Annotated in this window: 23 protein-coding genes; 20 read left to right on the forward strand and 3 right to left on the reverse strand. The window is 59.0% G+C overall.

The features are described from left to right. The first annotated feature begins 136 nt into the window (after nt 1–136). Nucleotides 137–391 carry an FAD assembly factor SdhE gene (locus tag FZE95_RS09485; protein ID WP_150300645.1) on the forward strand — a complete coding sequence of 85 codons (255 nt, stop codon included), beginning with the start codon at nt 137–139 and terminating at the stop codon, nt 389–391. 7 nt (nt 392–398) lie between these two features. Then, nucleotides 399–827 (forward strand): hypothetical protein, encoded by a 429-nt coding sequence (locus FZE95_RS09490; protein WP_150300646.1) that lies wholly within the window; start codon nt 399–401, stop codon nt 825–827. Here the strand turns inward: FZE95_RS09490 and nadB are convergent. Continuing rightward, on the reverse strand, nt 796–2,409 hold the full coding sequence (nadB, locus tag FZE95_RS09495) for an L-aspartate oxidase (RefSeq protein WP_150300647.1): 1,614 nt from the start codon (nt 2,407–2,409) through the stop codon (nt 796–798). The two genes, FZE95_RS09490 and nadB, sit on opposite strands and share 32 nt — an antisense overlap. Before the next feature lie 258 nt (nt 2,410–2,667). Here nadB and rpoE point away from each other — a divergent pair, with 258 nt between their 5' ends. From rpoE to acpS, 13 genes are all read left to right on the forward strand, one after another. Further along, nucleotides 2,668–3,243: an RNA polymerase sigma factor RpoE gene (gene rpoE / locus FZE95_RS09500; protein ID WP_150300648.1), complete on the forward strand. Its 576-nt coding sequence runs from the start codon at nt 2,668–2,670 to the stop codon at nt 3,241–3,243. Between the two features lie 56 nt (nt 3,244–3,299). Beyond that, nucleotides 3,300–3,893 carry a sigma-E factor negative regulatory protein gene (locus tag FZE95_RS09505; RefSeq protein WP_150300649.1) on the forward strand — a complete coding sequence of 198 codons (594 nt, stop codon included), beginning with the start codon at nt 3,300–3,302 and terminating at the stop codon, nt 3,891–3,893. Between the two features lie 71 nt (nt 3,894–3,964). Further along, a complete protein-coding gene (locus FZE95_RS09510; protein WP_190324539.1) occupies nt 3,965–4,852 on the forward strand; it encodes a MucB/RseB C-terminal domain-containing protein in 888 nt (295 codons plus the stop codon). After that, a complete protein-coding gene (locus tag FZE95_RS09515; protein WP_150300651.1) occupies nt 4,849–5,301 on the forward strand; it encodes a SoxR reducing system RseC family protein in 453 nt (150 codons plus the stop codon). The genes FZE95_RS09510 and FZE95_RS09515 overlap by 4 nt, the downstream gene beginning before the upstream one ends. Before the next feature lie 58 nt (nt 5,302–5,359). Continuing rightward, nucleotides 5,360–6,787 carry a DegQ family serine endoprotease gene (locus tag FZE95_RS09520; protein WP_150300652.1) on the forward strand — a complete coding sequence of 476 codons (1,428 nt, stop codon included), beginning with the start codon at nt 5,360–5,362 and terminating at the stop codon, nt 6,785–6,787. Between the two features lie 168 nt (nt 6,788–6,955). Beyond that, complete coding sequence (lepA, locus tag FZE95_RS09525) at nt 6,956–8,755, forward strand: translation elongation factor 4 (RefSeq protein ID WP_150300653.1); 1,800 nt, start codon at nt 6,956–6,958, stop codon at nt 8,753–8,755. A gap of 17 nt (nt 8,756–8,772) precedes the next feature. Continuing rightward, complete coding sequence (gene lepB, locus FZE95_RS09530) at nt 8,773–9,654, forward strand: signal peptidase I (protein WP_150300654.1); 882 nt, start codon at nt 8,773–8,775, stop codon at nt 9,652–9,654. Between the two features lie 196 nt (nt 9,655–9,850). Further along, on the forward strand, nt 9,851–10,207 hold the full coding sequence (locus FZE95_RS09535) for a DUF4845 domain-containing protein (protein ID WP_190324540.1): 357 nt from the start codon (nt 9,851–9,853) through the stop codon (nt 10,205–10,207). Beyond that, nucleotides 10,204–10,893: a ribonuclease III gene (rnc, locus tag FZE95_RS09540; protein WP_150300656.1), complete on the forward strand. Its 690-nt coding sequence runs from the start codon at nt 10,204–10,206 to the stop codon at nt 10,891–10,893. Before FZE95_RS09535 ends, rnc begins: the two co-directional genes overlap by 4 nt. After that, on the forward strand, nt 10,886–11,785 hold the full coding sequence (gene era, locus FZE95_RS09545) for a GTPase Era (RefSeq protein ID WP_150300657.1): 900 nt from the start codon (nt 10,886–10,888) through the stop codon (nt 11,783–11,785). Before rnc ends, era begins: the two co-directional genes overlap by 8 nt. Before the next feature lie 80 nt (nt 11,786–11,865). After that, a complete protein-coding gene (recO, locus tag FZE95_RS09550; RefSeq protein WP_150300658.1) occupies nt 11,866–12,579 on the forward strand; it encodes a DNA repair protein RecO in 714 nt (237 codons plus the stop codon). After that, on the forward strand, nt 12,576–13,319 hold the full coding sequence (gene pdxJ / locus FZE95_RS09555) for a pyridoxine 5'-phosphate synthase (protein ID WP_150300659.1): 744 nt from the start codon (nt 12,576–12,578) through the stop codon (nt 13,317–13,319). The genes recO and pdxJ overlap by 4 nt, the downstream gene beginning before the upstream one ends. Beyond that, nucleotides 13,316–13,696: a holo-ACP synthase gene (acpS, locus tag FZE95_RS09560; RefSeq protein WP_150300660.1), complete on the forward strand. Its 381-nt coding sequence runs from the start codon at nt 13,316–13,318 to the stop codon at nt 13,694–13,696. The genes pdxJ and acpS overlap by 4 nt, the downstream gene beginning before the upstream one ends. A gap of 23 nt (nt 13,697–13,719) precedes the next feature. Here acpS and FZE95_RS09565 read toward each other — a convergent pair whose 3' ends face one another. Beyond that, the gene (locus tag FZE95_RS09565) at nt 13,720–16,518 is read right to left on the reverse strand and encodes a response regulator (protein WP_150300661.1); all 2,799 of its coding nucleotides are present in this window, start codon (nt 16,516–16,518) and stop codon (nt 13,720–13,722) included. 99 nt (nt 16,519–16,617) lie between these two features. Between FZE95_RS09565 and cysM the strand changes: the two genes are divergently transcribed. Genes cysM through mazG form a run of 4 tightly spaced genes read left to right on the forward strand, consistent with a single transcriptional unit; the run spans nt 16,618 to nt 21,947 of the window. Then, entirely contained in the window at nt 16,618–17,520 is a 903-nt protein-coding gene (cysM, locus tag FZE95_RS09570; RefSeq protein ID WP_150300662.1) for a cysteine synthase CysM, read from the forward strand. Next, nucleotides 17,517–18,896: a 23S rRNA (uracil(1939)-C(5))-methyltransferase RlmD gene (gene rlmD, locus FZE95_RS09575; protein ID WP_150300663.1), complete on the forward strand. Its 1,380-nt coding sequence runs from the start codon at nt 17,517–17,519 to the stop codon at nt 18,894–18,896. The genes cysM and rlmD overlap by 4 nt, the downstream gene beginning before the upstream one ends. Beyond that, nucleotides 18,877–21,123 carry a GTP diphosphokinase gene (gene relA / locus FZE95_RS09580; RefSeq protein WP_150300664.1) on the forward strand — a complete coding sequence of 749 codons (2,247 nt, stop codon included), beginning with the start codon at nt 18,877–18,879 and terminating at the stop codon, nt 21,121–21,123. The genes rlmD and relA overlap by 20 nt, the downstream gene beginning before the upstream one ends. After that, nucleotides 21,120–21,947, forward strand: a complete 828-nt coding sequence (mazG, locus tag FZE95_RS09585; RefSeq protein ID WP_223825020.1) for a nucleoside triphosphate pyrophosphohydrolase — start codon at nt 21,120–21,122, stop codon at nt 21,945–21,947. The genes relA and mazG overlap by 4 nt, the downstream gene beginning before the upstream one ends. Before the next feature lie 41 nt (nt 21,948–21,988). On the opposite strand, the gene FZE95_RS09590 is transcribed toward mazG, so the two are convergent. After that, nucleotides 21,989–22,333: a pilin assembly protein gene (locus tag FZE95_RS09590; protein ID WP_150300665.1), complete on the reverse strand. Its 345-nt coding sequence runs from the start codon at nt 22,331–22,333 to the stop codon at nt 21,989–21,991. Between the two features lie 132 nt (nt 22,334–22,465). On the opposite strand from FZE95_RS09590, the gene ppc reads away from it, so the two are divergent. Continuing rightward, a complete protein-coding gene (ppc, locus tag FZE95_RS09595; RefSeq protein ID WP_150300666.1) occupies nt 22,466–25,105 on the forward strand; it encodes a phosphoenolpyruvate carboxylase in 2,640 nt (879 codons plus the stop codon). Nucleotides 25,106–25,197 lie beyond the last annotated feature (92 nt).

The raw sequence follows: 25,197 nt of genomic DNA on the forward strand, positions 1-25,197 counted from the left end.
TGTCGGTGAATTGGCCTGTTACATCATAGGATCAGGCGGGGCTATTTGTCAGTCTGTCGGTGCGACTGCAGATGCGACTTGCGGCTATAATGAACCCGAACCTAAAGAAGCTTTCAAACCTGTTATGGAGATGTCGATGTCGGCCGAAGTGGAATTTAAGCGTTTGTACTGGCACAGCCGCCGCGGCATGCTCGAACTGGATGTACTGCTTCTGCCTTTTCTTGAAGAAGCCTACCGCGATCTGGAAGCCGCGGATAAAGAGCGTTATCGGATGCTGCTCGAATGCGAGGACCAGGATATGTTTGGCTGGTTCATGCAGCGCAGCGAGCCGGAAGACGCGGATCTCAAACGCATCGTGAGGATGATATTGGATCGTGTCCAGCCCAAGTGATTTTCTCATGCTTAAACGTCAGCCCTCCCGTCTTCTCGGTGGGGTGCTCCTGGTCATGTCGCTGTTGGCAGTGATGGCGCTTTATCGCAGCAGTCTCCCGGGGGTGTACGCCGGGCTGTCTGCGGCAGCAGTACTGGCTTACTGCTGGTGGGTGTGGCCGCGCCAGATCAGTTTGCAGCACGCTCATTCGGTGACCGGGCTGCGCTTTGACAGTCATGGCTGGCACGTACTGCGTCGCGACGGTTCGGAGGCTGGCGCAAGCCTGCAACCCGATACCTTTGTCAGCGCTTTTCTGGTGGTGGTGCGGTTGCGCGAGCCGGGTCGATGGTTGCCAGTCTCAGTCATCCTGCCGACTGACTCAGCCCCCGAAGACGCGCTGCGCCGGCTCAGACTGAGGCTGCGTTTCAGTCGTCAACGCTGGGCGGCTGCAGAATAGTGTCCAGAGCTTCCGGAAGCAGGCTGGGGTAGTCCAGCGTGTAGTGCAGGCCACGACTTTCCCTGCGCTCAATGGCAGAGCGGATGATCAGGTCGGCCACCACAGCCAGGTTGCGCAACTCCAGCAGATCCCGGCTGACCCGGTAGTTGCTATAGAACTCGTGTATCTCGGCCAGCAGCATGTCCACGCGGTGCTTGGCCCGCTGCAGGCGTTTCGTCGTACGGACAATGCCCACGTAATCCCACATGAAGCGCCGCAACTCGTCCCAGTTGTGCGAGATGATGACGTCTTCATCAGAGTCGGTGACCTGGCTTTCGTCCCAGGGCGGCAGGCTTTCTGGCATGCGCGTGCTGGCCAGGTTGTCCAGTATGTCCTGCGCGGCGGACCGGCCATACACGATGCATTCAAGCAATGAATTGCTCGCCATCCGGTTTGCGCCATGGAGACCGGTAAAGCTGGCCTCGCCGATAGCATAAAGGTTGTCCCGGTCGGTCCGTCCGGCGTGGTCGACCATCACCCCGCCGCAGGTATAATGCGCGGCGGGAACCACCGGAATGGGCTCGCGGGTAATATCTATGCCGAACTCCAGGCAACGATCATGCACGGTAGGGAAGTGGCTGCGAATGAATTCGGCAGGCTTGTGGCTGATATCCAGATATACGCAATCAACGCCCAGACGTTTCATTTCATGATCAATGGCGCGGGCGACGATATCACGCGGTGCCAGTTCCGCACGCTTGTCAAAGCGCGGCATGAAACGACTGCCGTCGGGAAGCTTGAGAAAGGCTCCTTCGCCACGTAACGCTTCGGTTACCAGAAAGCTTTTCGCCTGTGGATGGTATAAACAGGTCGGATGGAATTGATTGAACTCCATGTTGGCAACGCGGCAACCTGCGCGCCATGCCATGGCGATACCATCCCCTGACGCCGCGTCGGGATTGCTGGAGTAGAGATACACCTTGCTGGCGCCGCCTGTGGCAAGCACGGTGAAGCGCGCATTGAATGTCTCGACCCGGCCGGTCTGGCTATTGAGGATATAGGCCCCCAGGCAACGGTTGCCGGGCCGGTTGATTTTTTCGGAGGTGATGAGATCAACGGCGACGCGATTTTCCAACAGTTCGATGTTGCCGTGCGCCTGAGCCCGGCGGAGCAGGGTGGTGAATATCGCGGCGCCGGTAGCGTCCGCAGCATGGATGATCCGTCGGTGACTATGGCCACCCTCGCGGGTCAGGTGGAAGTCGTCGGTCTCATTGCCGTCTTCACCTCTCTCGCGGGTAAAGGGTACGCCCTGGTCGATCAGCCAGCCGATTGCTTCGCGGCTATGGCCGACGATGTGTCTGACGGCTGCTTCGTGGCACAGCCCGCCTCCTGCATCGAGGGTATCCTGGACATGGGCGTCTACGGTGTCAGTGTCATCCAGTACGCCCGCCACGCCGCCCTGGGCCCAGTAGGTCGAGCCTTCCGAGAGTTGGCCTTTGCTCAATACTGCGACGCGCAGGTGCGCGGCCAGATGCAAGGCGAGGGTCAAGCCGGCGGCGCCGCTGCCGATAACCAGTACATCGTATTTTAGTTCAGGCGTCATCTCGAACTCGTGTCAGATCAGTGTGTCAGAGGGTGCGAAGCACATAACCGGGCCAGTATATAGAAGCTGCCTGCCATGCAATACTTTCCTGTATGGTTGCGCTGCTGGAGAGAAACTGCCAACCAGAGCACTGAACGGAACTTTTTTCCCTCCTATTGTTCCTATTGCTGAACCTGATAAGGGGAGAACTTTTGGCTACATTGCGGGTCTATCACAACAGGGCGCGACAGGTACCTGTTCGCAACGGAGAGCCTGGGAATGGCTGAACAGACAGACCAGCAGTTGGTCGAACGGGTTCAAAAGGGTGATAAACGGGCATTTGATTTGCTGGTACTGAAATATCAGCACAAGATCTTGGCGTTGGTTACTCGGTTTGTTCACGATACGCATGAAGCGCAGGACGTGGCGCAAGAGGCCTTTATCAAGGCTTATCGAGCCTTGGCGAACTTTCGCGGCGATAGCGCGTTCTATACATGGTTATATAGGATCGCAATTAACACTGCGAAGAATTACCTGGTGGCTCGAGGCCGACGTCCGCCTGATTCGGACATCGCAGCCGAGGATGCTGAATACTACGAGGGGGACAGTGCCCTCAAGGATATTCACTCACCGGAGCGGGACCTGCTTCGCAATGAGATTGAACAGGTTGTCAATCGAACGCTGCAGCAGTTGCCGGATGATTTGAGAACAGCTCTGACCCTGCGCGAGTTTGAGGGTTTGAGTTACGAAGATATTGCCGCTGTGATGGAATGCCCGGTTGGTACTGTTAGATCGCGTATTTTCCGGGCACGTGAGGCAATCGACAAAGCCCTCAAGCCCCTGCTTGAAGCATGAAGCAGGTAATAGGGTTAACGCAGCGAGCCCTCTGGGCCTTTAGTAGAGGTACACCAATGAGAAGCGAATCCTTGCAGGAGTCTCTCTCCGCAATCATGGATGGCGAAGCCGGAGAGCTTGAATTACGTCGTGTACTCCAGGCGACAGAGCAGGAGCCTGCTGTGCGCGATACATGGGAGCGCTATCAGATCGCCCGGGCTGCAATGCATAAAGAGCCATGGCAGGGCAAGGTGGATCTGTCCGCCGGTATTGCTGCCGCCCTGGCTAATGAGCCGGCTCCGACTGCGTCTTCCCAGCCCTCCGCCATCTGGCAGAACATGGGTAAGCTGGCTGTTGCCGCATCGGTCACGCTGGCAGTGCTGGTTGGCGTGAAGATGGTCAACCAGGATAATGTGCCTGGCGAGCCGACTATCGTGGCTGAGCGTCCGGCTCAGGAAGCTGCACCGGCTCCTGCTGCTGTCCCGGCGGCCAGACAGTCCGGCAGTGCGGTTCTGGCTGGTTTCCCGGCTTCGTCCGACGCTGCTGCGCCATCCGATTGGCATGAGCAACGGATCAGCAACTATCTTCGCAAACATGCGGAACAAGGCACCCAGGCTGCTACGCCGAGTCCGGTCCCTTATGCCCGCGCGGCGAGCCTGGATGACAAATAGTGTTGTCCAGGGGGAGCGTCCATAGGCGGTCCTGTTGGTTGTTCGTCATGCTCCTCGGAGCACCTGTGGCGATGGCAGGGGAAGCCCAGAACTGGTTGACACGCATGACGGAGGCAGCCGGAAACGAAAGTTTTCACGGCGCCTTCGTTTATGAGCGAACCGGTAGTTTCACCACTCATGAAATCTGGCGTCAGGTCGATGATGAAACCACGACCGAGCGCCTGGTTCAGACTGATGGCGAATACCAGGAGTGGCTGCGTCGGAACGGTAAGCTGATCTGTTCGACCAGTGGCGGCCCGGTTATCGCCAGTCAGGAAGCCTCGCAAACCATCAGGCAGCCAGAACTGCTGGAAGAATGGTACGAGCTGCAGGTGCTTGGCTCGACCCGCGTAGCATCCAGACCAGTGACGGTAGTCGCTGTCAGACCGCGCGATTCGCACCGCTATGCTTATGAATTCTATCTGGATTCGGATACAGGGTTGCTGCTCAAGTCACTGATGGTGAACGAGCGGCAAGCGCTGCTGGAGCGCTTCCAGTTCGCTACCTTCGAGCTTGATCCAGCTGCATCTGGCGAGTTTGCAGCTGGCGATGCGTGTCTGGAACTTGCTGCCACCGAAGCCGAAAGTATGGTTCCGGATAATCAGTGGCAGCCGACATGGTTACCGCCCGGGTTCACCGAAGGCCAGCAAGCGCAGCTGCTGAATGAGGGCGACGGTCAGATTGTCAGTCAGGTCTACACCGATGGCTTGGCACGTTTCACGTTGTTCATCGAATCCTTGAGCGACGAACATCAAGCCGAAGACCTGCGTGCCCAACTCGGACCCACGGTTGCGGTAAGCCGGAAGCTGAATCTCGCTGAAGGTCCTTTTCTGGCGACTGTAGTTGGAGAGATTCCACCCTCGACCGCTGAACGGATTGTAGGCTCGCTAGTGCCCGAGCAGGGTGTGCAGGCACCATGATAGAAGAACAGGGGCGGGTTCTGAGTGTGGAAGACGGCGCCGTATGGGTCGAGACCGTCCGCCGCAGCACTTGTGGCTCCTGTCAGGCTCGGGCCGGTTGCGGGCAGGCGCTATTGCAGCGGCTTGGTTCGGGCGCTCGGCAAGGTTTCATCCGGGTTATTTCTGATCGCGACTATCAGGTAGGCGACGAAATCATCATTGGCATTCCGGAAGATGCTGTGGTGCGCGGCTCCCTATGGGTTTACGTAGTACCCCTGGCTGGTTTGTTCACGTCCGGTTCGCTGGCAAGCGCGCTTAGTGTCAGCGAGCTCTCGACTATTGCCGCTGCGTTCATGGGCCTGGTTGCGGGTTTCGGCGCAGTGCGCTGGCATGCTCGTCGCAGCGTCACTGATCAATCACTGCAGCCCCGCGTTTTAAGACCTCAGCGGTCGACTGTTGCGCAGAGTTGATCCCTTCAGATTTTTCTTGAACAATCTACCGAGTTCTTATTAATGGGAGTTGGTTCATATGTCGATCGCGCAACGCTGGCTACTAGCCGCGGCCGGAACGCTACTGATGTCCTGGCAGTCCACCCTGATGGCGCAGAACTTGCCAGATTTCGCAGACCTGGTTGAAGAAGCCTCACCTGCGGTAGTAAATATCAGTACCCGCCAGACGGCCCCTGCCAGAGCGGCTGGCATGCCGCCCGGCATGCCGGATCTTGAAGGGCTCCCACCACTGTTTCGCGAGTTTTTCGAACGGGGTATCCCTCAGCAAGCACCGCAACAACGCCAGGCGCCCCAATCGCTTGGCTCCGGCTTTATCACTTCAAAAGATGGCTACGTGCTCACCAACAACCATGTGGTTGACGGAGCCGATGAAATTTTTGTGCGGCTATCGGATCGTCGTGAGGTCGAAGCGGAGCTGATTGGTGCCGACCCCCGTTCCGATCTGGCACTGCTCAAAATCGACGCGGGTGAGGATCTCCCTGTGGTGCGGATTGGCAAGTCAGCGGATATCCGCCCAGGTGACTGGGTACTCGCTATCGGTTCTCCCTTTGGTTTCGATTATTCGGTTACCGCTGGCATTGTCAGTGCGAAAGGGCGAAGCCTGCCGAACGAGAGTTATGTTCCGTTCCTGCAGACAGATGTTGCTATCAACCCCGGCAATTCGGGTGGGCCGCTGTTCAATCTCGACGGTGAAGTCGTGGGGATCAACTCTCAGATCTTCACTCGTTCGGGCGGTTTCATGGGGTTGTCCTTTGCCATTCCGATCGACGTAGCGATGGATGTCGCCGAGCAGCTGAAGAACGATGGAACCGTGCGCCGTGGCTGGCTGGGTGTAATCATTCAGGAGGTTAACAAGGACCTCGCCGAATCCTTTGGCTTGCGCAAGCCTGCTGGCGCACTGGTCGCCCAGGTGATGCCGGAAGGCCCCGCAGAAGAGGGCGGGTTACAGGCTGGAGACGTGATACTTGAATTCAATGGCCAGGAAATCATCCTGTCTTCTGATCTGCCGCATGCTGTGGGCAGGGTTCGTCCTGGCGAGCAGGCCGAATTGGTTATCATGCGTGACAAGAAGCGCCAGACGTTGGAGATGACTATCGGGGCATTGCCTGACGACGAAGAGATGGCAGCTGCATCTTCATCCGGTACGCCGGGCGGGGCTGCAACCGCAGCTAACCGACTCGGTTTGATGGTAACTGACCTGACTGAACAGCAGAAGCAGAACACTGGTGTCGAGTCGGGTGTGGTGGTGCGCGAGGTACGCCAGGGGCCGGGTGCGATGGTCGGGCTACGCCCCGGCGATATCATCACCAGTCTCGATAATCAGCCAGTTGATTCGGCTGAAAAGTTCGAGGATCTGGCTGACAAGCTGCCCACCAATCGCTCTGTTTCGATGCGTGTCATTCGTCAGGGACGGGCCAGCTATATCACGTTCCGTCTCTCTGAATAAGGCGGCAGAGACCGCCTGGTCCAGTGTGGCAGTGCCTGACTGGCGCTGCCCGCTAACCCTGCAGCAGCATGGCGCAGGTGCCGCTTATCAGGTACACTCGCGGGCTGTTTTCGGGGAACCTCCCCGCCCATCGCCATGTCTGGCAATCTTGTCTGGAAGATCCTTGCTTTGAGTGACCTGAGCCTAATCCGAAATTTTTCGATCATTGCCCACATTGATCATGGCAAGTCGACCCTGGCCGACCGTTTCATCCAGATCTGTGGAGGGTTGACCGAACGGGAAATGGCCGAGCAGGTACTCGATTCGATGGATCTTGAGCGCGAGCGCGGCATCACCATCAAGGCACACAGCGTCACGCTGTATTACACCGCCCGCGATGGCAAGACCTACCAGCTGAACTTCATTGATACTCCCGGTCACGTCGATTTCCATTATGAGGTCAGCAGATCGTTGGCAGCTTGCGAAGGCGCCTTGCTGGTGGTTGACGCTGCGCAGGGAGTCGAAGCCCAGTCGGTCGCCAACTGCTATACCGCCATCGAGCAAGGGCTGGAAGTGATGCCGGTGCTGAACAAGATCGATCTCCCGCAGGCCGAACCCGACCGGGTGAAAGCTGAAATCGAAAGCGTGATCGGTATCGATGCTACTGATGCGGTGGTTTGCAGCGCCAAGAGTGGTGTGGGTGTAGAAGACGTACTCGAACGCCTTATCGAAGTTATTCCGCCGCCGGTGGGTGAGCTTGAATCTCCGCTGCAGGCATTGATCATCGATTCCTGGTTCGATAACTATCTGGGCGTGGTATCGCTGGTACGCGTCAAGCACGGTCGAATCAAGAAGGGCGACAAGGTTCTGGTCAAATCCACCGGCAAGATCCATCAGGTCGACAGCGTAGGCGTATTCAATCCCAAACACTCCGCCACGGCTGATCTGAAAGCAGGCGAGGTGGGGTTCATTATCGCCGGTATCAAGGATATCCATGGCGCGCCGGTGGGCGATACGCTGACGCTTTCCAGTACGCCTGATGTGGATATGCTACCCGGATTCAAGAAAGTCAAGCCACAGGTCTACGCAGGCCTGTTCCCGGTCAGCTCTGATGATTTCGAAGATTTTCGCGAGGCGCTGTCGAAGCTGACGCTGAATGACGCCTCCCTGCATTTTGAGCCGGAAAGCTCTGATGCGCTCGGGTTCGGGTTCCGCTGTGGTTTCCTCGGCATGTTGCACATGGAGATCATCCAGGAGCGCCTGGAGCGCGAATACAACCTGGATCTGATCACCACCGCCCCGACCGTGGTGTTCGAGGTAGTGAAAAAGGACGGTAGCGTCAGCTACGTTGATAACCCGTCACATTTGCCTGATCCGTCAATGATCGAGGAAATGCGCGAGCCCATTGTGCGCGCGAATATCCTGGTTCCGCAGGATCATCTCGGCGGCGTCATCACGCTCTGCGTCGAGAAGCGTGGGGTGCAACACGACATGCTGTTCCTCGGCACTCAGGTGCAGGTGGTCTATGACCTGCCGATGAATGAAGTGGTGCTGGATTTCTTTGACCGCTTGAAGTCGGTAAGTCGCGGCTATGCCTCGCTGGATTATGCGTTCGATCGGTTCCAGGCCGCCAAGCTGGTACGGCTGGATGTATTGATCAACGCCGAGAAGGTTGACGCGCTCGCCCTGATCGTCCATCGCGACAACGCGGCTTTCAAAGGCCGTCAGCTGGTCGAAAAGATGAAGGAACTGATTCCGCGCCAGATGTTCGATGTGGCTATCCAGGCAGCAATCGGCGGGCAAGTGGTCGCCCGTTCGACAGTCAAGGCTCTGCGTAAGAACGTCATCGCCAAGTGCTACGGCGGAGATGCCAGCCGCAAGAAGAAACTCCTGGAGAAGCAGAAGGCCGGTAAAAAGCGGATGAAGCAGGTTGGCAATGTGGAAATCCCACAGGAAGCCTTCCTGGCCGTCCTGAAAGTCGATAATTAGGAACCTCGGTCCGCTACATGACGCATATCAACTTTCCGCTCTTGCTGGTGATCGCCGTTGCGGTCGCCGGTTTTCTCGCTCTGCTGGACTTTGTCTGGTTCGCGCCGCGACGGCGCCGAGCCGTAGCCGCCTATCGCCAGCAGACGGATAACGTCGATCCGCAGATTGTGCAGGAGCTGGACAAGGAACCGCTGCTGGTTGAATACGGCAAATCGTTTTTTCCTGTGCTAGCGGTGGTGTTGATTCTGCGTTCTTTCCTGGTGGAACCCTTTCAGATTCCCTCGGGCTCGATGAAACCGACGCTGGAAGTCGGCGACTTCATTCTGGTCAACAAATTTGCCTATGGCGTTCGTTTGCCGGTAATCGATACTAAGATCATCGATGTAGGGGATCCGCAGCGTGGGGATGTAATGGTTTTTCGTTACCCCAATGATCCGCGCATCAATTACATCAAGCGTGTCGTAGGCTTGCCCGGCGACCATATCCGTTACGCCGACAAGCAGCTGTTCATCAATGGCGAGGCGGTTGAAACCGAGCTGGTGGAAACCCGTCCAGATGATGAAATCCCGCCAGGACATCCGCTTCAGGCGGTTGCCAAGGTCGAGATATACGAGGAGCAGCTGGGCGATGTGACGCATCAGATACGTCACAAGCGACTGTCACAGCCGCCGGCACCCAAACAATGGACTGTGCCTGACGGTCACTATTTCATGGTTGGCGACAACCGTGACAATTCCAACGATAGCCGTTACTGGAATGCGCCGAACATGCCCCAGGAGTTGTGGGGCATGGTGCCTGACAACTATATTGTCGGTAAGGCCTTTGCTGTCTGGATGCACTGGCCCGAACCCAAGCTCAAGAACCTGCCGAGTTTCTCCAGCGTATCGCTGATCAAATAGGTGCACTCAAGAGCTGGTCAACCGGTTCAGATAGTTGGGCAGTACGTCACAAAGGCTGCGCCCACTAGATCAGGAATGTAGCGCAGCATGGCCTGACACGGTCCGCTCGCGGGCTGGGTCCTGGCATGGCTGGGAACGATAGACAAGATCAAACAACGGACGTTGCGAGGAAATCATGCGCCATTGCCAGAAGGGTATGTCTTTTTTCAGTTGGCTTGCCGTCATCGCGCTGGTTGTATTCGGCATGATGGTGACCGTCAAGCTGGTTCCGATCTACATGGATCATTTCGCGTTGCGCAAGATCGTCACTTCGATCAACGAAGACCCGACGATCAAGATCGGCTCATTGCGCGAGCTCAGCTCTCATATCAACAAGGGCATGCAAATCAACAGTATCAGAGAAGTCAACGCAGCCGAGGCGATCAAGATAAACGCCAGCGGCACCGACACCTACACGGTGCTGATCAAGTATGACGTGCGCGCGCCCATGCTGCAGAACGTGGACCTGCTGGTCCATTTCGATGAATCCCACATTGTCAGACCAATCAAGTGAGCAATAAGTTAGACCGGCTGGAACGCAAAATTGGCTACAGCTTCAAGGACCCCGATCTTCTGGTTCTGGCGCTGACCCATCGTAGTCTAGGGGGGCGCAATAACGAGCGCCTTGAATTTCTCGGTGACTCGATTCTCAACTTCGTTGCTGCGGAAGCGCTGTTCGAGCGGTTCCCGCAGGCCAGGGAAGGACAACTTTCGCGCCTGCGTGCCAGACTGGTAAAAGGGGTAACCCTCGCCGAGCTGGCCAAGGGGTTTGAGTTGGGCGAGTTTCTCCGTCTCGGGTCTGGTGAGCTGAAAAGCGGTGGCTTCCGGCGAGAATCAATTCTCGCCGATACCACAGAGGCGATAATCGGCGCGATCTACCTTGATAGTGGAATGGAGAAGGCGCGGGAACGCACCCTGTTCTGGCTGACCGGACATATCGCCTCGCTGACCCTGGTGGACAATAACAAGGACCCGAAAACGCGGCTGCAGGAGTATCTGCAGTCACGTCAGTGCGAACTCCCTCGTTACGAGGTGATCGAAAGCAGTGGCGAAGCGCATTGCCGCACTTTCAAGGTCGAGTGTCAGGTTGCTCCGTTGGATAAACCGACCTTTGGCGCCGGCAGTAGTCGTCGTTGCGCCGAGCAGGAAGCGGCGGAAAAAGCCCTAATTGCCCTTGGCGTGGAGAAGTTGGATGAGTGAAGTGTCCCGTTGCGGTTACGTAGCCATTGTCGGTCGTCCGAATGTTGGCAAGTCGACGTTGCTCAACCACATTCTCGGTCAGAAGCTGGCGATTACCTCGCGCAAGCCGCAAACCACCCGACACAGCATGCTCGGCATCAAGACCGAGAATGCTGTCCAGGCCATCTACGTAGACACCCCCGGTGTGCATAAAGAAAATGACAAGGCGCTCAACCGGTTCATGAACAAGAGTGCCAGTCAGGCTCTGCGTGACGTTGATGTGGTGCTGTTTGTAGTCGATCGTACGCGCTGGACCGACGAGGACCAGATGGTTCTGGACAAGGTTCGCTACGTGAAATGCCCGGTTCTGCTGGTGGTCAACAAGGTTGATCGCATGGAAGAAAAAAGTGAGATCTTGCCGCACCTGGAATGGCTGACGACCCAGCTGCCAGAGGCGGAGGTCGTGCCGGTATCAGCCTTGCATGGCCGCAACATCGAGCATCTCGAAGAGCTGATCGCCAGTCGTCTTCCGGAGAGCGAGCATTTCTACCCGGACGATCAGCTCACCGACCGCAGCTCAAGATTCCTCGCTGCCGAGCTGGTGCGTGAGAAGGTGATGCGCCAGCTCGGAGCAGAAATCCCTTACCAGGTTGCGGTGGAGATCGAACAGTTCAAGCAGGAAGGCAAGGTTCTGCATATCCATGCATTGATCCTGGTCGAGCGCGAGGGCCAGAAGAAGATCATCATTGGTGACGGCGGAGACCGCATGAAGAAAATCGGTCAGGAAGCACGTATGGACATGCAGAAACTGTTTGGTAGCAAGATCATGCTGAATCTGTGGGTCAAGGTGCGCCGTGGCTGGTCCGATGATGAACGCGCGCTCAGTTCACTGGGCTACCGTTTCGAGCCATAGCGCCGCCGCCCTGCCTGGTTCAGCGTGAGGACGCGCGCTCCCGGGGCGAAATCGACTTTCTCTAATTTCAAGTAGATCCTATGAGCCGTCCTCTCAGCCCTGCCTACGTTCTGCATAGTCGTCCTTATCGCGACACAAGCGCGCTGGTGGATCTGTTTACCCTTCACCAGGGGCTGCAGCGGGCGGTCTGGCGCGGCGCCCGGGGGCAGCGCAGGGGATTGGTGCCACAAGCCTTCATGCCGTTGATGGTGGCTACCACCGGGCGTGGCGAACTCAAAACCCTGACCCAGGCTGAAGCCGCCGGCTCCTATGTTCTGCTCCAGGGCGATGCGCTGTTCAGTGGCATGTACCTCAATGAATTATTGATTCGCCTGGTCTATCCGGGTGATCCCCAGCCCGTACTCTTTGCTGCCTATCAACATGCTCTGGAACAGCTTGCCGCTAATGCGCCGGTCGAGCCGGTGCTGCGTCAATTTGAATGGCAGTTGCTCGACGGCCTCGGCTATGGCTTCAGCTTGACGATTGATGCGAGGGGTCAGCCGGTCGTCGCCGATGCCCGGTATGTATGGCAAGCGGAGCAGGGCCTGGTCGTCCTGGAATCGGGTAATGGCGGCGGAGTGCCTGGCAGCGCACTGCGGGCCATGGCGGCCAACGACTGGAGCGAGCCGCAAACACTGCGGGCGGCGAAGCAACTGATGCGTCAGGCGCTGGCGCCACACCTGGGTGACCGTCCGCTGATAAGCCGTTCGCTCTTTACTCGCCATCCGTTTATTGCCAAAGGAGACTCACAGTGATCAATCCCCAGCGCGTGCTGCTTGGTGTGAATATTGACCATATCGCCACCCTACGTCAGGCGCGCGGTACGCGGTATCCCGATCCGGTCCAGGCGGCTATCGACGCCGAGCAGGCGGGTGCGGATGGCATCACTGTGCACCTGCGTGAGGATCGCCGGCATATCCAGGAACGCGACGTCCGTCTGTTGGCCGAGGTCCTGCAAACCCGCATGAACCTGGAAATGGCGGTGACCGACGAGATGCTCGCTTTTGCCCGTGAAATCCGTCCTGCGCATGTATGTCTGGTGCCTGAGCGCCGCGAAGAGCTGACAACCGAAGGCGGGCTGGAGATTGCCGCGGATCAGGCGCGGATCCAACGTGCGGTAGAGCAGCTGGCCGCGCATGGCGCAGAGGTCTCGTTGTTCATCGATGCCGATCCACGACAGATAGAAGCCGCGCGGCGGGTTGGTGCACCGGTGATTGAGTTGCATACCGGGCATTATGCCGACACCGAGGGTGAGGAGCAGGCCGCTGCACTGAAGCGAATCCGGGAAGGCGTAGCCTACGCACGCAAGCTCGGCCTGGTGGTGAATGCCGGGCACGGGCTGCACTATCACAATGTCGAGCCGATCGCGGCGATTCCCGGCATTAATGAGCTCAACATTGGCCATGCGATTATTGCCCGCGCCCTGTTTTCCGGACTGGCATCTGCAGTCAGAGACATGCGCACACTGATCATGGCGGCCTCTGCCGCCCAATGATTACCGGTATCGGAACGGACATTGTGCTGGTCAGCCGCATCGAAGCGGCGCTGGGTCGTCAGGGCGAGCGTTTCGCCCGGCGCATCCTGACCGACGTGGAGCTTGAACGCTTCAGGACCCATTCGCAGCCTGCGCGCTATCTGGCCAAGCGCTACGCGGCCAAGGAAGCCATTCTCAAGGCGCTGGGTACCGGGCTCGCCAAGGGCATGTCCTGGCATGACATGCAGATCGACAACGACGCATATGGCGCGCCGCAGGTGCTGCTAAGCGGTGTTGCCGCCCAGTGGCTGGCGCAGCGCGGCGGCGGACGCATGCTGCTTTCGCTCAGTGATGAGCGTGAGCAGGCTTTGGCTTTTGCTATCTGGTCGGCGCAGTAAAGGGCGTCGGTTCACCGCGGCCCCTACGAAACGTCCACGGAGCCCAGCGTTGCATAACGGACCTGCAGTCGCCCGGCTGCCTCGAGCAGGGCATCGATCGCCTGCTGGCTGGCCTCTCCTCGCTTGATCAGGGTCTCCGCCCGGTTGCAGCAGTCGCGTAACTCCGGCACACCGCAATAGCGGGTAGCACCATGCAGCCGGTGTACGGCTTCAAGCAATGCCTGCCGATCATTTGCCAGGCTTGCCTGCTCAATCTGTCGGCATTCTTCGGGGAGCCCAGCCAATAGCATGCTGAGCATGTCTTCGGCGAGATCAGCTTTTCCGGCAGCCAGCCGAAGCCCTTCCGCGCGGTCGAGTATTCGGGTGTGGCCATTTCTTGCTTCGACAGGTGATTGCTCAAGCGCAGGAAGTAAGGGGCCATCCAGTGCCAGTAGCTCTACGCCGGTCCATTTCTGAATACAATGGCGTAGCTGCTCGGGGTCGATAGGCTTGCTGATGTAATCGTTCATCCCGCATTTGAGCAGCTGCTGACGCTCGCCCGGTAGCGCATGCGCAGTCAGCGCGATGATCGGTACCGCTGCGCTGCGGGCGCGCGCTTCGCGCTTGCGCAACTCGACAGTGGTCTGCCGTCCATCCATGCCAGGCATCTGCACGTCCATGAAAATCAGCTCGACATCCTGCTCGTCCAGAGCCGCCAGTGCTTCCTCGCCACTCGTGGCCAGCAGCACCCGTGCACCCATATCGGTCAGCAGTGCTTCGACCAGCTTCAGGTTGGCAGGGTTATCGTCTACGCAGAGCACACTCAGCCCAGGCGAGGCAGAGCGTTGCGGCAGCTTCAGGGCGGGCGTGCCAACGGCTGGCTTGAGCAGAAGCTGCGTGGCCGCGCGGAACAGCTTGCGAGTGCACAGCGGCTTGGAAAGCACCTGACACCGAGCGCGGGGCAGCGAATCAAGCTCAGGGTGATGCTCGGTCGTGTCGGTAAACAGGAGCGTTTTGCACCAGCCCTGCTCGGCCCAATAACCGACCATGTCGAAGATGGCCGTGGTTGAACAGGGACTGCTGGCGGTACTCAGCAGCGCCAGGTCGATGCGTTCATGACCCGCCTCCAGAGCGATATGCAGCGCTTCTGGCGTATCGAAAAGCTTTACCAGCAAGCCCATATCTTCAAGGTTATGCATGATGGCCTGACGGCTGAGTATTTGCGGTTCGACCAGTGCCGCACGCATGCCCCGCAGGGGTTTGGAGGGCAGGTCGTCCAGTGCCTGGCTGGATTTGCCGAGGCGCAACGTCAGCCAGAATTCCGAGCCTTCACCCTGCTGGCTGTGCAAGCCGATCTCCCCCTGCATCTGCTCCACCAGCCGCTTGGAAATGACCAGCCCAAGACCGGTGCCGCCGCTTTGGCGTGACAGGGAGTTATCCGCCTGGCTGAACGCCTGGAATAACGACTTCTGTTGAGATGGCGACAGGCCAATCCCGGTATCGGTAACGCTGATTCGCAACAGGGCGAAGGTATCGTCTTCCTGTTCCAGCATGACGCGTACGCTGACCGATCCGCGGTGGGTGAACTTGATGGCATTGCTGACCAGGTTGGCGAGGATCTGCTTGAGGCGTAACGGGTCTCCGCTAAGGCCCAGCGGCGTATCACGATAGATGATACTGACCAGCTCCAGACCTTTCTGGTGGGCTGCTGGCGCGAGCATGGTCAGGGTGTCCTGAATCAGATCGCGCAGGTTGAACGGCAGGTTGTCGAGCACCAGCTTGCCGGCCTCGATCTTGGAAAAGTCCAGAATCTCGTTAATGATCGCCAGCAGGTTGTCGGCTGATTTTTCAATGGTGGTCAGGTATTCCTGCTGTCGACCGCTGAGTTCGGTGCGCTGCAACAGATTGCTGAAGCCGAGGATACCGTTGAGCGGGGTGCGCAGCTCGTGGCTCATGTTGGCCAGGAATTCGGACTTGATACGACTGGCCTCCTGCGCTGTCTTGCGCGCCAGATCCAGCTCGATGTTCTGGATTTCGATGGTTTCGAGCGTCTGCCGCAGATCTTCGGTGGCCTGATCAATATTCTGCTGGAGCTCACCTTGCGCGCTCTGCAGCGTCTGGGCCATGGTATTGATGCCTTCCGCGAGCTCGTTCAGCTCCCGACTGCCCTGCGGTGGCAGGCGAATATCCAGGCGTCCCTCGCTGATGCGGCTGATGGCCTGATTGATCTGGCCAATGGGCCGGGTGATGCGCCGCCCCATCAGACCAACAACGGCACCTGTAACAACAAGCCCGAGCACAATCAGTACCAGTGCGCTGAGGACTGTCTGGTAACGGCGAATGATGGTATTGCCGTGGCTGAGTTCCACTTCAACCCAACCCAGCAGCGCGTCAGGTTCAACCATAGGCGCAGCGCGTAAACCGGTCAGATCGGGACTGGCCAGCAAGGGCAGCTTGAAGCGGCTGCTCGAACTGCTCGCCTGCACTTGCAGGCCCGATCCGGCGCCGAAGTCGCTTTGATGGACACGATCGGGGGTGTGCATCTGAGGGCCGCTGTGCTCCAGGCGCTGCATCTCGGCATCATAGAGGGTGACGGCGCGGACATCTCGATGGTTCAGCGCAACCGACATCATTGGTCTGAGGCGTTCCGGTTGCCCGTCAAGTAGCGCCGCGGCGGCCGGGCTTTGCAGATATTCAGTGGTCAGCAGGCCGCGTTCCAGCAGTTGCCGGTCCAGGTCCTGGACATGTTGCCAGCTGAAATAAACCCCCAGTGAGAGCGCTAGAATGCCAGCCGGAACCAGCGTCATCGCCAGGATCCGGGCCTTGATGCCAATCTCGTTCATTGTGTGTATCCGTCTCTCCGATGCCGGTATCATATGCCGACTGAATCAAAAGCACAGCCTTGCGCACGGCATGACCGGGCAAGGCCGCAAGGGTAGATGATGAACATCGAATTTCCGACCATTGCCGACTTCATCGGTAACACGCCTCTGGTAAGGCTGCAGCGCATGCCAGGCGAGACCAGCAATACCATTCTGGTCAAGCTCGAAGGCAACAATCCTGCCGGTTCAGTCAAGGACCGACCGGCCCTGTCAATGATCCTGCGCGCCGAGCAGCGCGGTGAGATTCAGCCTGGCGATACGCTGATCGAGGCTACCTCGGGCAATACCGGCATCGCGCTGGCGATGGCTGCTGCAATCAAGGGTTACCGGATGATTCTGATCATGCCGGACAACATGAGCCACGAGCGCAAGGCGTCCATGGCGGCTTACGGCGCCGAGCTGGTGCTGGTGTCGCAGCAAGAGGGGATGGAAGGTGCACGCGATCTCGCCGTGCGCATGCAGAACGAAGGTCGTGGCAAGGTCCTCGACCAGTTCGGCAATCAGGACAATCCACAGGCGCATTACGCCACCACAGGGCCGGAGATCTGGCGTGATACCCAGGGCACCATTACGCACCTGGTCAGCTCGATGGGTACGACCGGCACCATCATGGGCTTGTCGCGCTATTTCAAGGAGCAGAATCCCACGGTGCAGATCGTTGGTCTGCAGCCTATGGAGGGCGCCGCCATTCCCGGTATCCGCCGCTGGCCCGACGCCTACCTGCCGAGCATCTTTGATGCGTCGCGGGTTGACCGGGTGATCGATATGGCCCAGGGCGAAGCCGAAACAGCGATGCGCCGGCTGGCGCGCGAGGAAGGCATATTCTGTGGCGTGTCATCGGGTGGTGCGGTGGCTGCCGCGCTGCGCCTGTCCGCCGAAGTCGAAAACGCAGTCATCGTAGCCATTATCTGTGATCGCGGTGACCGCTACCTGTCTACCGGTGTGTTTGACGCACAATCATGAAACGTTCCTACGGACGGGCGCGGCGTACCACTGATGCACCCGCTGCGGTCGGGCAGCGCATAGAACTGCTGCTCGATCGTCTCAGCCATGACGGTCGCGGTATAGGTCGCTGGCAAGGGCGGACTACCTTCGTCGAAGGCGGCTTGCCTGGGGAACGAGTAGTGGGAAGGGTCATCCGTGCGCGCAGCAAGCTTATCGAAGCCCGGGTCGATCAGCTGCTCGAGACGAGTTCGGAACGCCAGGCGCCTCAATGCAGGCACGCTGACATATGTGGCGGCTGCACGCTTCAGCACATCTCCCACGACACTCAGATAGAACTTAAGCAACAAGCTCTGGCCCAGCAATTGCAACATTTCGCCGGTATAACACCGGAGCACTGGATGCCGCCACTGCTTGGCCCGTCCTATGGTTACCGCCAGCGCACCCGCTTATCGGTGCGTTGGGACCAACGGACAGGGCGGTTGCAGACAGGCTACCGGCAAAGCGCCAGCAGTGAGCTGGTGGAAATCAGGGAATGTCCTATCCTCATTCCAGTACTCGAGGCGCTAGTGAAGGAACTGCCGGAAGTCTTGCAGCAACTCAAGGCATGCACTGGATTGGGGCACGTGGAGCTGATCGGCGGGGACGCACCGGCTATGGTGGTGCGGCATATCCGGCCGTTGGCTGAAACCGACGTGGCGCTTCTGGAACAACTGGCGAGCCGCCATGACGTTGACCTGTGGCTACAGGGCGAGACGGATGCGATACGCTGCGCTGAAGAGGGGGCGGCCGCATCAGAGCTGGCTTATCAGCTCGATGACCAGAACCTGCGGTTCACCTTTGCACCGGGCGATTTCACACAGGTCAATGCAGTGATGAACCAGAAAATGGTCAATCAGGCGATGGACTGGCTGGACGCAGAAGCCAGACAGAAGGTACTGGATCTTTTCTGTGGAGTGGGTAACTTTGCCCTCCCGCTGGCACAGCGGGGGGCGGAAGTGACAGGTGTGGAGGGCGACGCCAGGATGGTCGAACGGGCCATTTTGAACGCGCAGAATAATCGCCTCGATGGGGTGCACTTTTGCCAGGCGGACTTGTCGAAGCCGTTCACAAACGAAACGCTGGATCAGCAATACCAGGCGGCCCTTCTGGATCCGCCGCGCGACGGGGCCGAAGCACTGGTGGCCGCGTTGGCCGAGCGAGGCATTGGCAGGATTCTGTACGTATCCTGTAACCCCGCCACGCTGGCCCGCGACGCGGGTATTCTGGCAAGCAAGGGTTATCGGCTGGTTCAGGCGGGCGTCATGGACATGTTCCCGCAAACTGCCCATGTGGAAGCCATGGCACTGTTCGTGTCTGGCAAGGAAAAAAACCGAAATGGTACAAGTCAGAGCTGATTATCCGGTCAACCGCGATGGAACTGTTGACCTTGATGCCTGGATGGCTCGGATAGAAAAGCGCGTCCCTCTGGCGCAACCTGAGCGCCTGCGCGAATCATGTGTCTGGGCGAAGGAGTTGGAACAGGCGGCCATTGCCGCTGAACACATCTGGGGTAACGGCAACAGCAGCTACCAGACTGGTCTGGACATGGCGGACATCCTGGCCGACCTCAGGCTGGACCAGGATTCACTGGTGGCGGCAGTGATCTATCGCGCTGTGCGCGAGAACAAGACCGATCTGGCCGAAGTCGAGCGTCGTTTGGGCCCCAGCGTTGCCGGTCTGGTGGACGGCGTGCAGCGCATGGCTGCGATCAGCGTCTCGCAGAATCCGGGCAAGGCCAGCGCATTTGGCACTCAGGCGCAGGTAGAGAATCTGCGCAAGATGTTGATCACCATGGTCGATGATGTCCGGGTAGCGCTGATCAAGCTCGCCGAGCGCACCTGCGCCATCCGCGCAGCCAAGGACAGCTCCGAAGAGAAACGTTATCGCGTCGCACGCGAAATTTTCGATATTTACGCCCCGCTGGCCCATCGTCTGGGCATCGGCCATATCAAGTGGGAGCTCGAGGATCTGTCTTTCCGCTACCTCGAGCCGGTGCAATACAAACAGATCGCCAAATTGCTCGACGAGCGTCGTCTCGATCGCCAGGAATACATCGATGGCGTGATGGCGCGGCTGCGTACCGAGATGGATGAGGCGAAGATCCACGGCGACATTACCGGTCGGGCCAAGCATATCTATTCGATCTGGCGGAAGATGACCCGCAAGGGCATCGACTTCAGCCAGGTATATGATGTGCGTGCCGTACGTATTCTGGTGCCGCAGGTGCGTGACTGCTACACCGCGCTGGGAATCGTGCACAGCCTGTGGAGACATATTCCCAACGAATTCGATGACTACATCGCCAATCCCAAGGAAAACGGTTACCGCTCCCTGCACACGGCAGTGGTCGGTCCCGAGGGGAAAGTGCTCGAGGTGCAGATACGGACCCATGCGATGCATGAGGAGGCCGAGCTCGGCGTCTGTGCGCATTGGCGTTACAAGGGCACCGATCTCAAACAGACATCCGACGCCTATGAAGACAAGATCGCCTGGCTGCGTCAGGTGCTCGAATGGCATGAAGAAATGGGCGATATCGGTGGGCTCGCTGAGCAGCTGCGCGTCGATTTCGAGCCGGACCGGATCTACCTGTTCACTCCGGATGGTCACGTCCTGGACGTGCCCAAGGGTGCTACGCCGCTGGACTTTGCCTACCGGGTGCACACCGAGATCGGCCATAGCTGCCGCGGCGCCAAGGTCAACGGTCGTATCGTGCCGCTGAACTATGTGCTGCAGACCGGCGAGCAGGTGGAAATCATCACCGGTAAACAGAGCAGTCCGAGTCGGGACTGGCTGAACTCCAATCTGGGCTACGTGAACACTTCCCGCGCCCGGGCGAAAATCCAGCACTGGTTCAAGCAGCAGGCGCGGGAGCAGAACGTGGTCGCCGGCAAGCTGATGCTCGAACGCGAGTTGACCCGACTTGCGCTCAACGGTGCGGACTATGCGCAGTTGATCGATCGCCTGGGGATCAACAGCCAGGAGGATCTGTTTGCCGCAGTGGGCTCTGGCGATGAGCGTCTTGCGCACGTGGTCAATGTCGCGCAGCAACTGGTCGAGCCGGATCGCAACACTGACCAGCTGACCCTGGTTCCACGCCGGGCGAACAAGAATGGCCGGCGTGGTGATGTCTATATCCAGGGCGTAGGTAACCTGCTCACTCAATTGGCGGGCTGCTGTCAGCCCGTGCCGGGTGATCCGATTGTCGGCTACATCACGCTGGGCCGTGGGGTGACTGTGCATCGCGCTGACTGTGCGACGGCCATGCAGCTGCAAGACCGCGTATCCGAACGTCTGATTGAGGTCAGCTGGGGTGGCAAGCCGGTGCAGACCTATCCGGTCGAGATCTATATCAAGGCCTATGATCGGGCCGGTCTGCTGCGGGATGTATCGCAACTGTTGGCCAATGAGAAGATCAATGTGCTGGAGGTCAGTACGCGGACCAACAAGGAAGACAACTGTGCGGCCATGTTGCTGACCGTTGAGATCCCCAACCTCAGCCTGCTGGGTCGGCTGCTGGGACGCATCAGTCAACTGCCGAACGTGATCGAGGCCTGGCGCAACCGTCAGCAGAACCGGGCGTGAGCCGCACGCAACAGACCCTCGACGACCTGCTGTACCTGATGCAGCGGCTGCGAGATCCCGCGCACGGCTGTCCGTGGGATCTCGAACAGTCATTCGAGACCATCGTGCCGCACACCCTTGAAGAGGCTTACGAGGTGGCCGATGCGATTGCCCAGGGCGACTTTGATCAGCTGGCTGGAGAGCTGGGCGATCTGTTGTTTCAGGTGGTGTATTACGCCCAGCTGGGACGAGAGGCCGGACACTTCGACTGGAATGCCATCGTCGATGGCATTACCCGCAAGCTGATACGTCGACATCCCCATGTGTTTCCTGACGGCAACCTGCGCACACCACCCGGTACGCGCAGCCTGAATGCCGATCAGATCAAACACCGTTGGGAGGAAATCAAGGCTGAAGAGCGCGCCGCGAAGGCGAGCACGCCGCAGCAGCTCTCACTGCTCGATGATGTTCCGCATGCGTTACCTGCCCTGAGCCGCGCACAGAAGCTGCAAAAGCGCGCCAGCCGGGCCGGTTTCGACTGGTCCGAGACAGCGCCCGTCATCGACAAGGTGCAGGAAGAGCTCGACGAAATACGCCAGGCTGTTGCGGTGGGAGACCAGCAGGCTGTGGCAGAGGAAGTGGGCGACCTGTTGTTCTGTATGGTCAATCTGGCGCGCCATCTTCAGGTCGATGCCGAATCCGCGTTGCGTGCCGGGAATGCCAAGTTTGAGCGGCGATTCCGCTATATCGAAGCGCAGCTGGCTGCAACGGGCGCAACGGTTGAGCAAGCGACGCTTGGACAACTGGATGGCTTGTGGGACGAGGCCAAAGGTAACGGCCTGTAGCGGAATCGGCGTTTCGTCATACCGGCGAAACGCCGCTCTGTCTAATGTTCGGTTTCCTGCTGTTGGGCTGACAGTTCCGCCAGGTGTTTGCGGCTGAGCGTCAGAAATCTCGGTGTAGGGCCGGTATCGCCATACAATGGATCGCCCATCTCGTCTTCAGCGACCACTTCGTCTCCCGGCTCATAGGGTAACGAAGCCTCGAATTCCTCCAGTGCCGCCGACAGCAGATCAGTGATCAGCTCCTCGACGCAGCGTTTAGGATACATTTCCTGCAGCGCAGCCAGACGGGCTGCGTCTTCCAACGGCAATTTCACCTGGTAGGTGTTCTGCGTAACGCGGCCTTTGGCGGTGCGTTCCCATTCCTCGGTAAGTTCACGGATTTTCATGCTTCCCCCTTTCGAATAAGTATCGCTTGTGGCGATATTTTCAGCGTAGCCTAGATTTGTGCGTTTGACTGACACTTGCCACCGTGGGTTCAGCCACCCATGCTGTGCTAGATGAACTGACAGGAGCTGAGCATGACCGAGATTGATGCCCGTCTGCGCGAGGAAGTACATGAACTGGGCGAGTTGCTGGGACAGACCATCCAGACGCAGCTGGGCGTGGATTTTCTCGAGCGTATCGAGCGTATTCGACTCGGCGCCAAGCAGGGTCGTCAGACCAATCAGGCTGAGTACGACGCCCTGTTGAGCGCCATGCACGACCTCCCGGACGACCAGCTGCTGCCGGTGTGCCGTGCTTTCAACCAGTTCCTGAACCTGGCCAATATTGCCGAACAGTACCATCGCATTCGTCGCCGCCGCGATGATGAAAACCCCCTGTTTGAGGACCGCTGTCTCACTGATCTGCTTCAACGATTGCGCGACTCAGGCATGGATGGCGATAAACTGCGCGAGCATGTCGCGGCGCTGGATATCGAGCTGGTCCTGACCGCACACCCCACCGAAGTGGCGCGCCGGACACTGATTCAAAAGTACGATGCCATCGCCGCTGCGCTGGAACGCGGTGATCACGACGACCTGTCGGCCAGCGAAACCGCGCAGGTTCGCAGCGATCTGGCGCGGTTGATCAGCGAGGCCTGGCATACCGACGAGATCCGCCGCAACCGGCCAACACCGGTGGACGAGGCCAAGTGGGGCTTTGCGGTTATCGAGAATTCTTTATGGCAGGCGCTACCGCAATTCCTTCGCCAGCTGGATCAAGAGCTGCACAGTGCCACCGGGCACCGTCTGGACAGACGTGCGGCGCCGGTGCGCATCGCCTCATGGATGGGTGGCGACCGGGACGGTAACCCGAATGTCACCGCTGAGGTCACCACTGAAGTGTTGTTGTTAGGGCGCTGGATGGCTGCGGATCTGTATCTGCGCGACATCAGTGCCCTCAGCACTGAACTGTCGATGCAGGCGGCCAGTGAGCAGCTCATGCAACGCGCTGGTGGCGCGGACGAACCCTATCGCGCGGTGATGAAAAAGCTGCGAGAGCGTCTGCTGGCGACGCGTCGTTGGGCGCAGGCAGCATTAGCCGGCGAACAGCTTGATTCGGCCGAGGTGATGCACCACGTCGACGAGCTTCGCGAGCCGCTCGAGCTATGCTATCAGTCCTTGTTGGACCAGGGGATGGAGCTGATTGCCGATGGCCCCTTGCTCGATACGCTGCGTAGGGTCAACGCCTTTGGTCTGGCGCTGGTGCGGCTCGACATTCGTCAGGAAGCGGGTCGACATAGCGATGCGCTGACCGAATTGACCGAATATCTCGGGCTCGGCAGTTACCAGGAATGGGACGAAGAGCAGCGCTGCGAATTTCTGCTGACCGAGTTGCATAACAGGCGGCCGTTGCTGCCACCGCAATGGAAGCCGTCGGATGAGGCGGCCGAGGTGCTGGCGACCTGTCGGGTGGTAGCAACGCAATCCGCCGACCTGTTCGCATCCTATGTGATTTCGATGGCGTCGTGCGCCTCGGATGTATTGGCCGTCAAGTTGTTGCTGAAAAGCGCCGGCGTCGCCTGGCCCATGCGTGTCGTGCCGTTATTCGAGACACTGGATGATCTGGACAATGCTGCGCCGGCGATCAGGCAGTTGCTGGAGCTCGACGGCTACCGCAGCCTGATCGGCGATGAGCAGGAGGTGATGATCGGCTATTCCGATTCGGCCAAGGATGCCGGCGCGCTCGCCGCGGGTTGGGCGCAGTATCGAGCCCAGGAAGCACTGGTTGAGGTTTGTCGCGAGCTGAACGTACGTTTGCGTTTGTTCCACGGTCGCGGTGGCACGGTCGGACGGGGCGGCGCGCCGGCTCACATGGCGATCCTCTCGCAGCCGCCCGGGTCAGTGAACGGTCAGCTGCGGGTGACCGAGCAGGGCGAGATGATTCGCTTCAAGTTCGGTCTGCCGGGCATTGCGCTGCAAAGCCTGAACCTGTATTCCAGCGCGGTGCTGGAAGCGACACTGCTGCCACCTCCGGCGCCGCAACCGCAGTGGCGCGAGAAAATGCAGGGCTTGGCCGACCGGTCAGTCGATATCTACCGGGGCGTGGTGCGCGACGAGCCGCAATTCGTCGAGTATTTCCGCCAGGCCACCCCGGAGCAGGAGCTGGGGCGCTTGCCACTGGGTAGTCGGCCTGCCAAACGACGTAGTCAGGGTGGCATCGAAACGCTAAGGGCTATTCCGTGGATATTCGCCTGGTCGCAGACTCGCCTGATGCTGCCGGCGTGGCTCGGTGCAGGCCAGGCGCTGGCCGAATCGATCGAGCAGGGCGGGGAACCGCTTCTGCGCGACATGATGTCACAGTGGCCATTCTTCCGGGCGAGGATCGAGATGCTGGAGATGGTTCTGTCCAAAGCGGACGGCAATATCGCCCGCTTTTATGAGCAACGCCTGGCGGAACCTGATTTATGGCGCCTGGGTGAAACCCTGCGTACTGCATTGCAGCGGGCCACCGATACCGTGTTGCGATTGCGCGACGCTGACCAGCTTCTGGCGCATGATCCCGTCCTGGCTGAGTCGGTGGCGGTGCGTAACCCCTACATCGATCCGCTGCATCTGTTACAGGCAGAACTGCTGGCGCGTACCCGCAATCAGGCGGGCGAACGTGACGAGGACCTCGAACGGGCTTTGCTGGTGACTGTTGCAGGGATCGCTGCGGGCTTGCGCAATACGGGATGAGGCCGCTGCGGGTGTCGCTTCGGTCTGATAACCGGGACTATCGTCTGGCTTGTGTGTGCTGATTTGTAAGTGTATGTTGAACGCCCTTTTCG

Origin of the sequence: Pseudomonas profundi (assembly GCF_008638305.1) — a bacterium.
In the GTDB taxonomy this organism is placed as follows: domain Bacteria; phylum Pseudomonadota; class Gammaproteobacteria; order Pseudomonadales; family Pseudomonadaceae; genus Halopseudomonas; species Halopseudomonas profundi.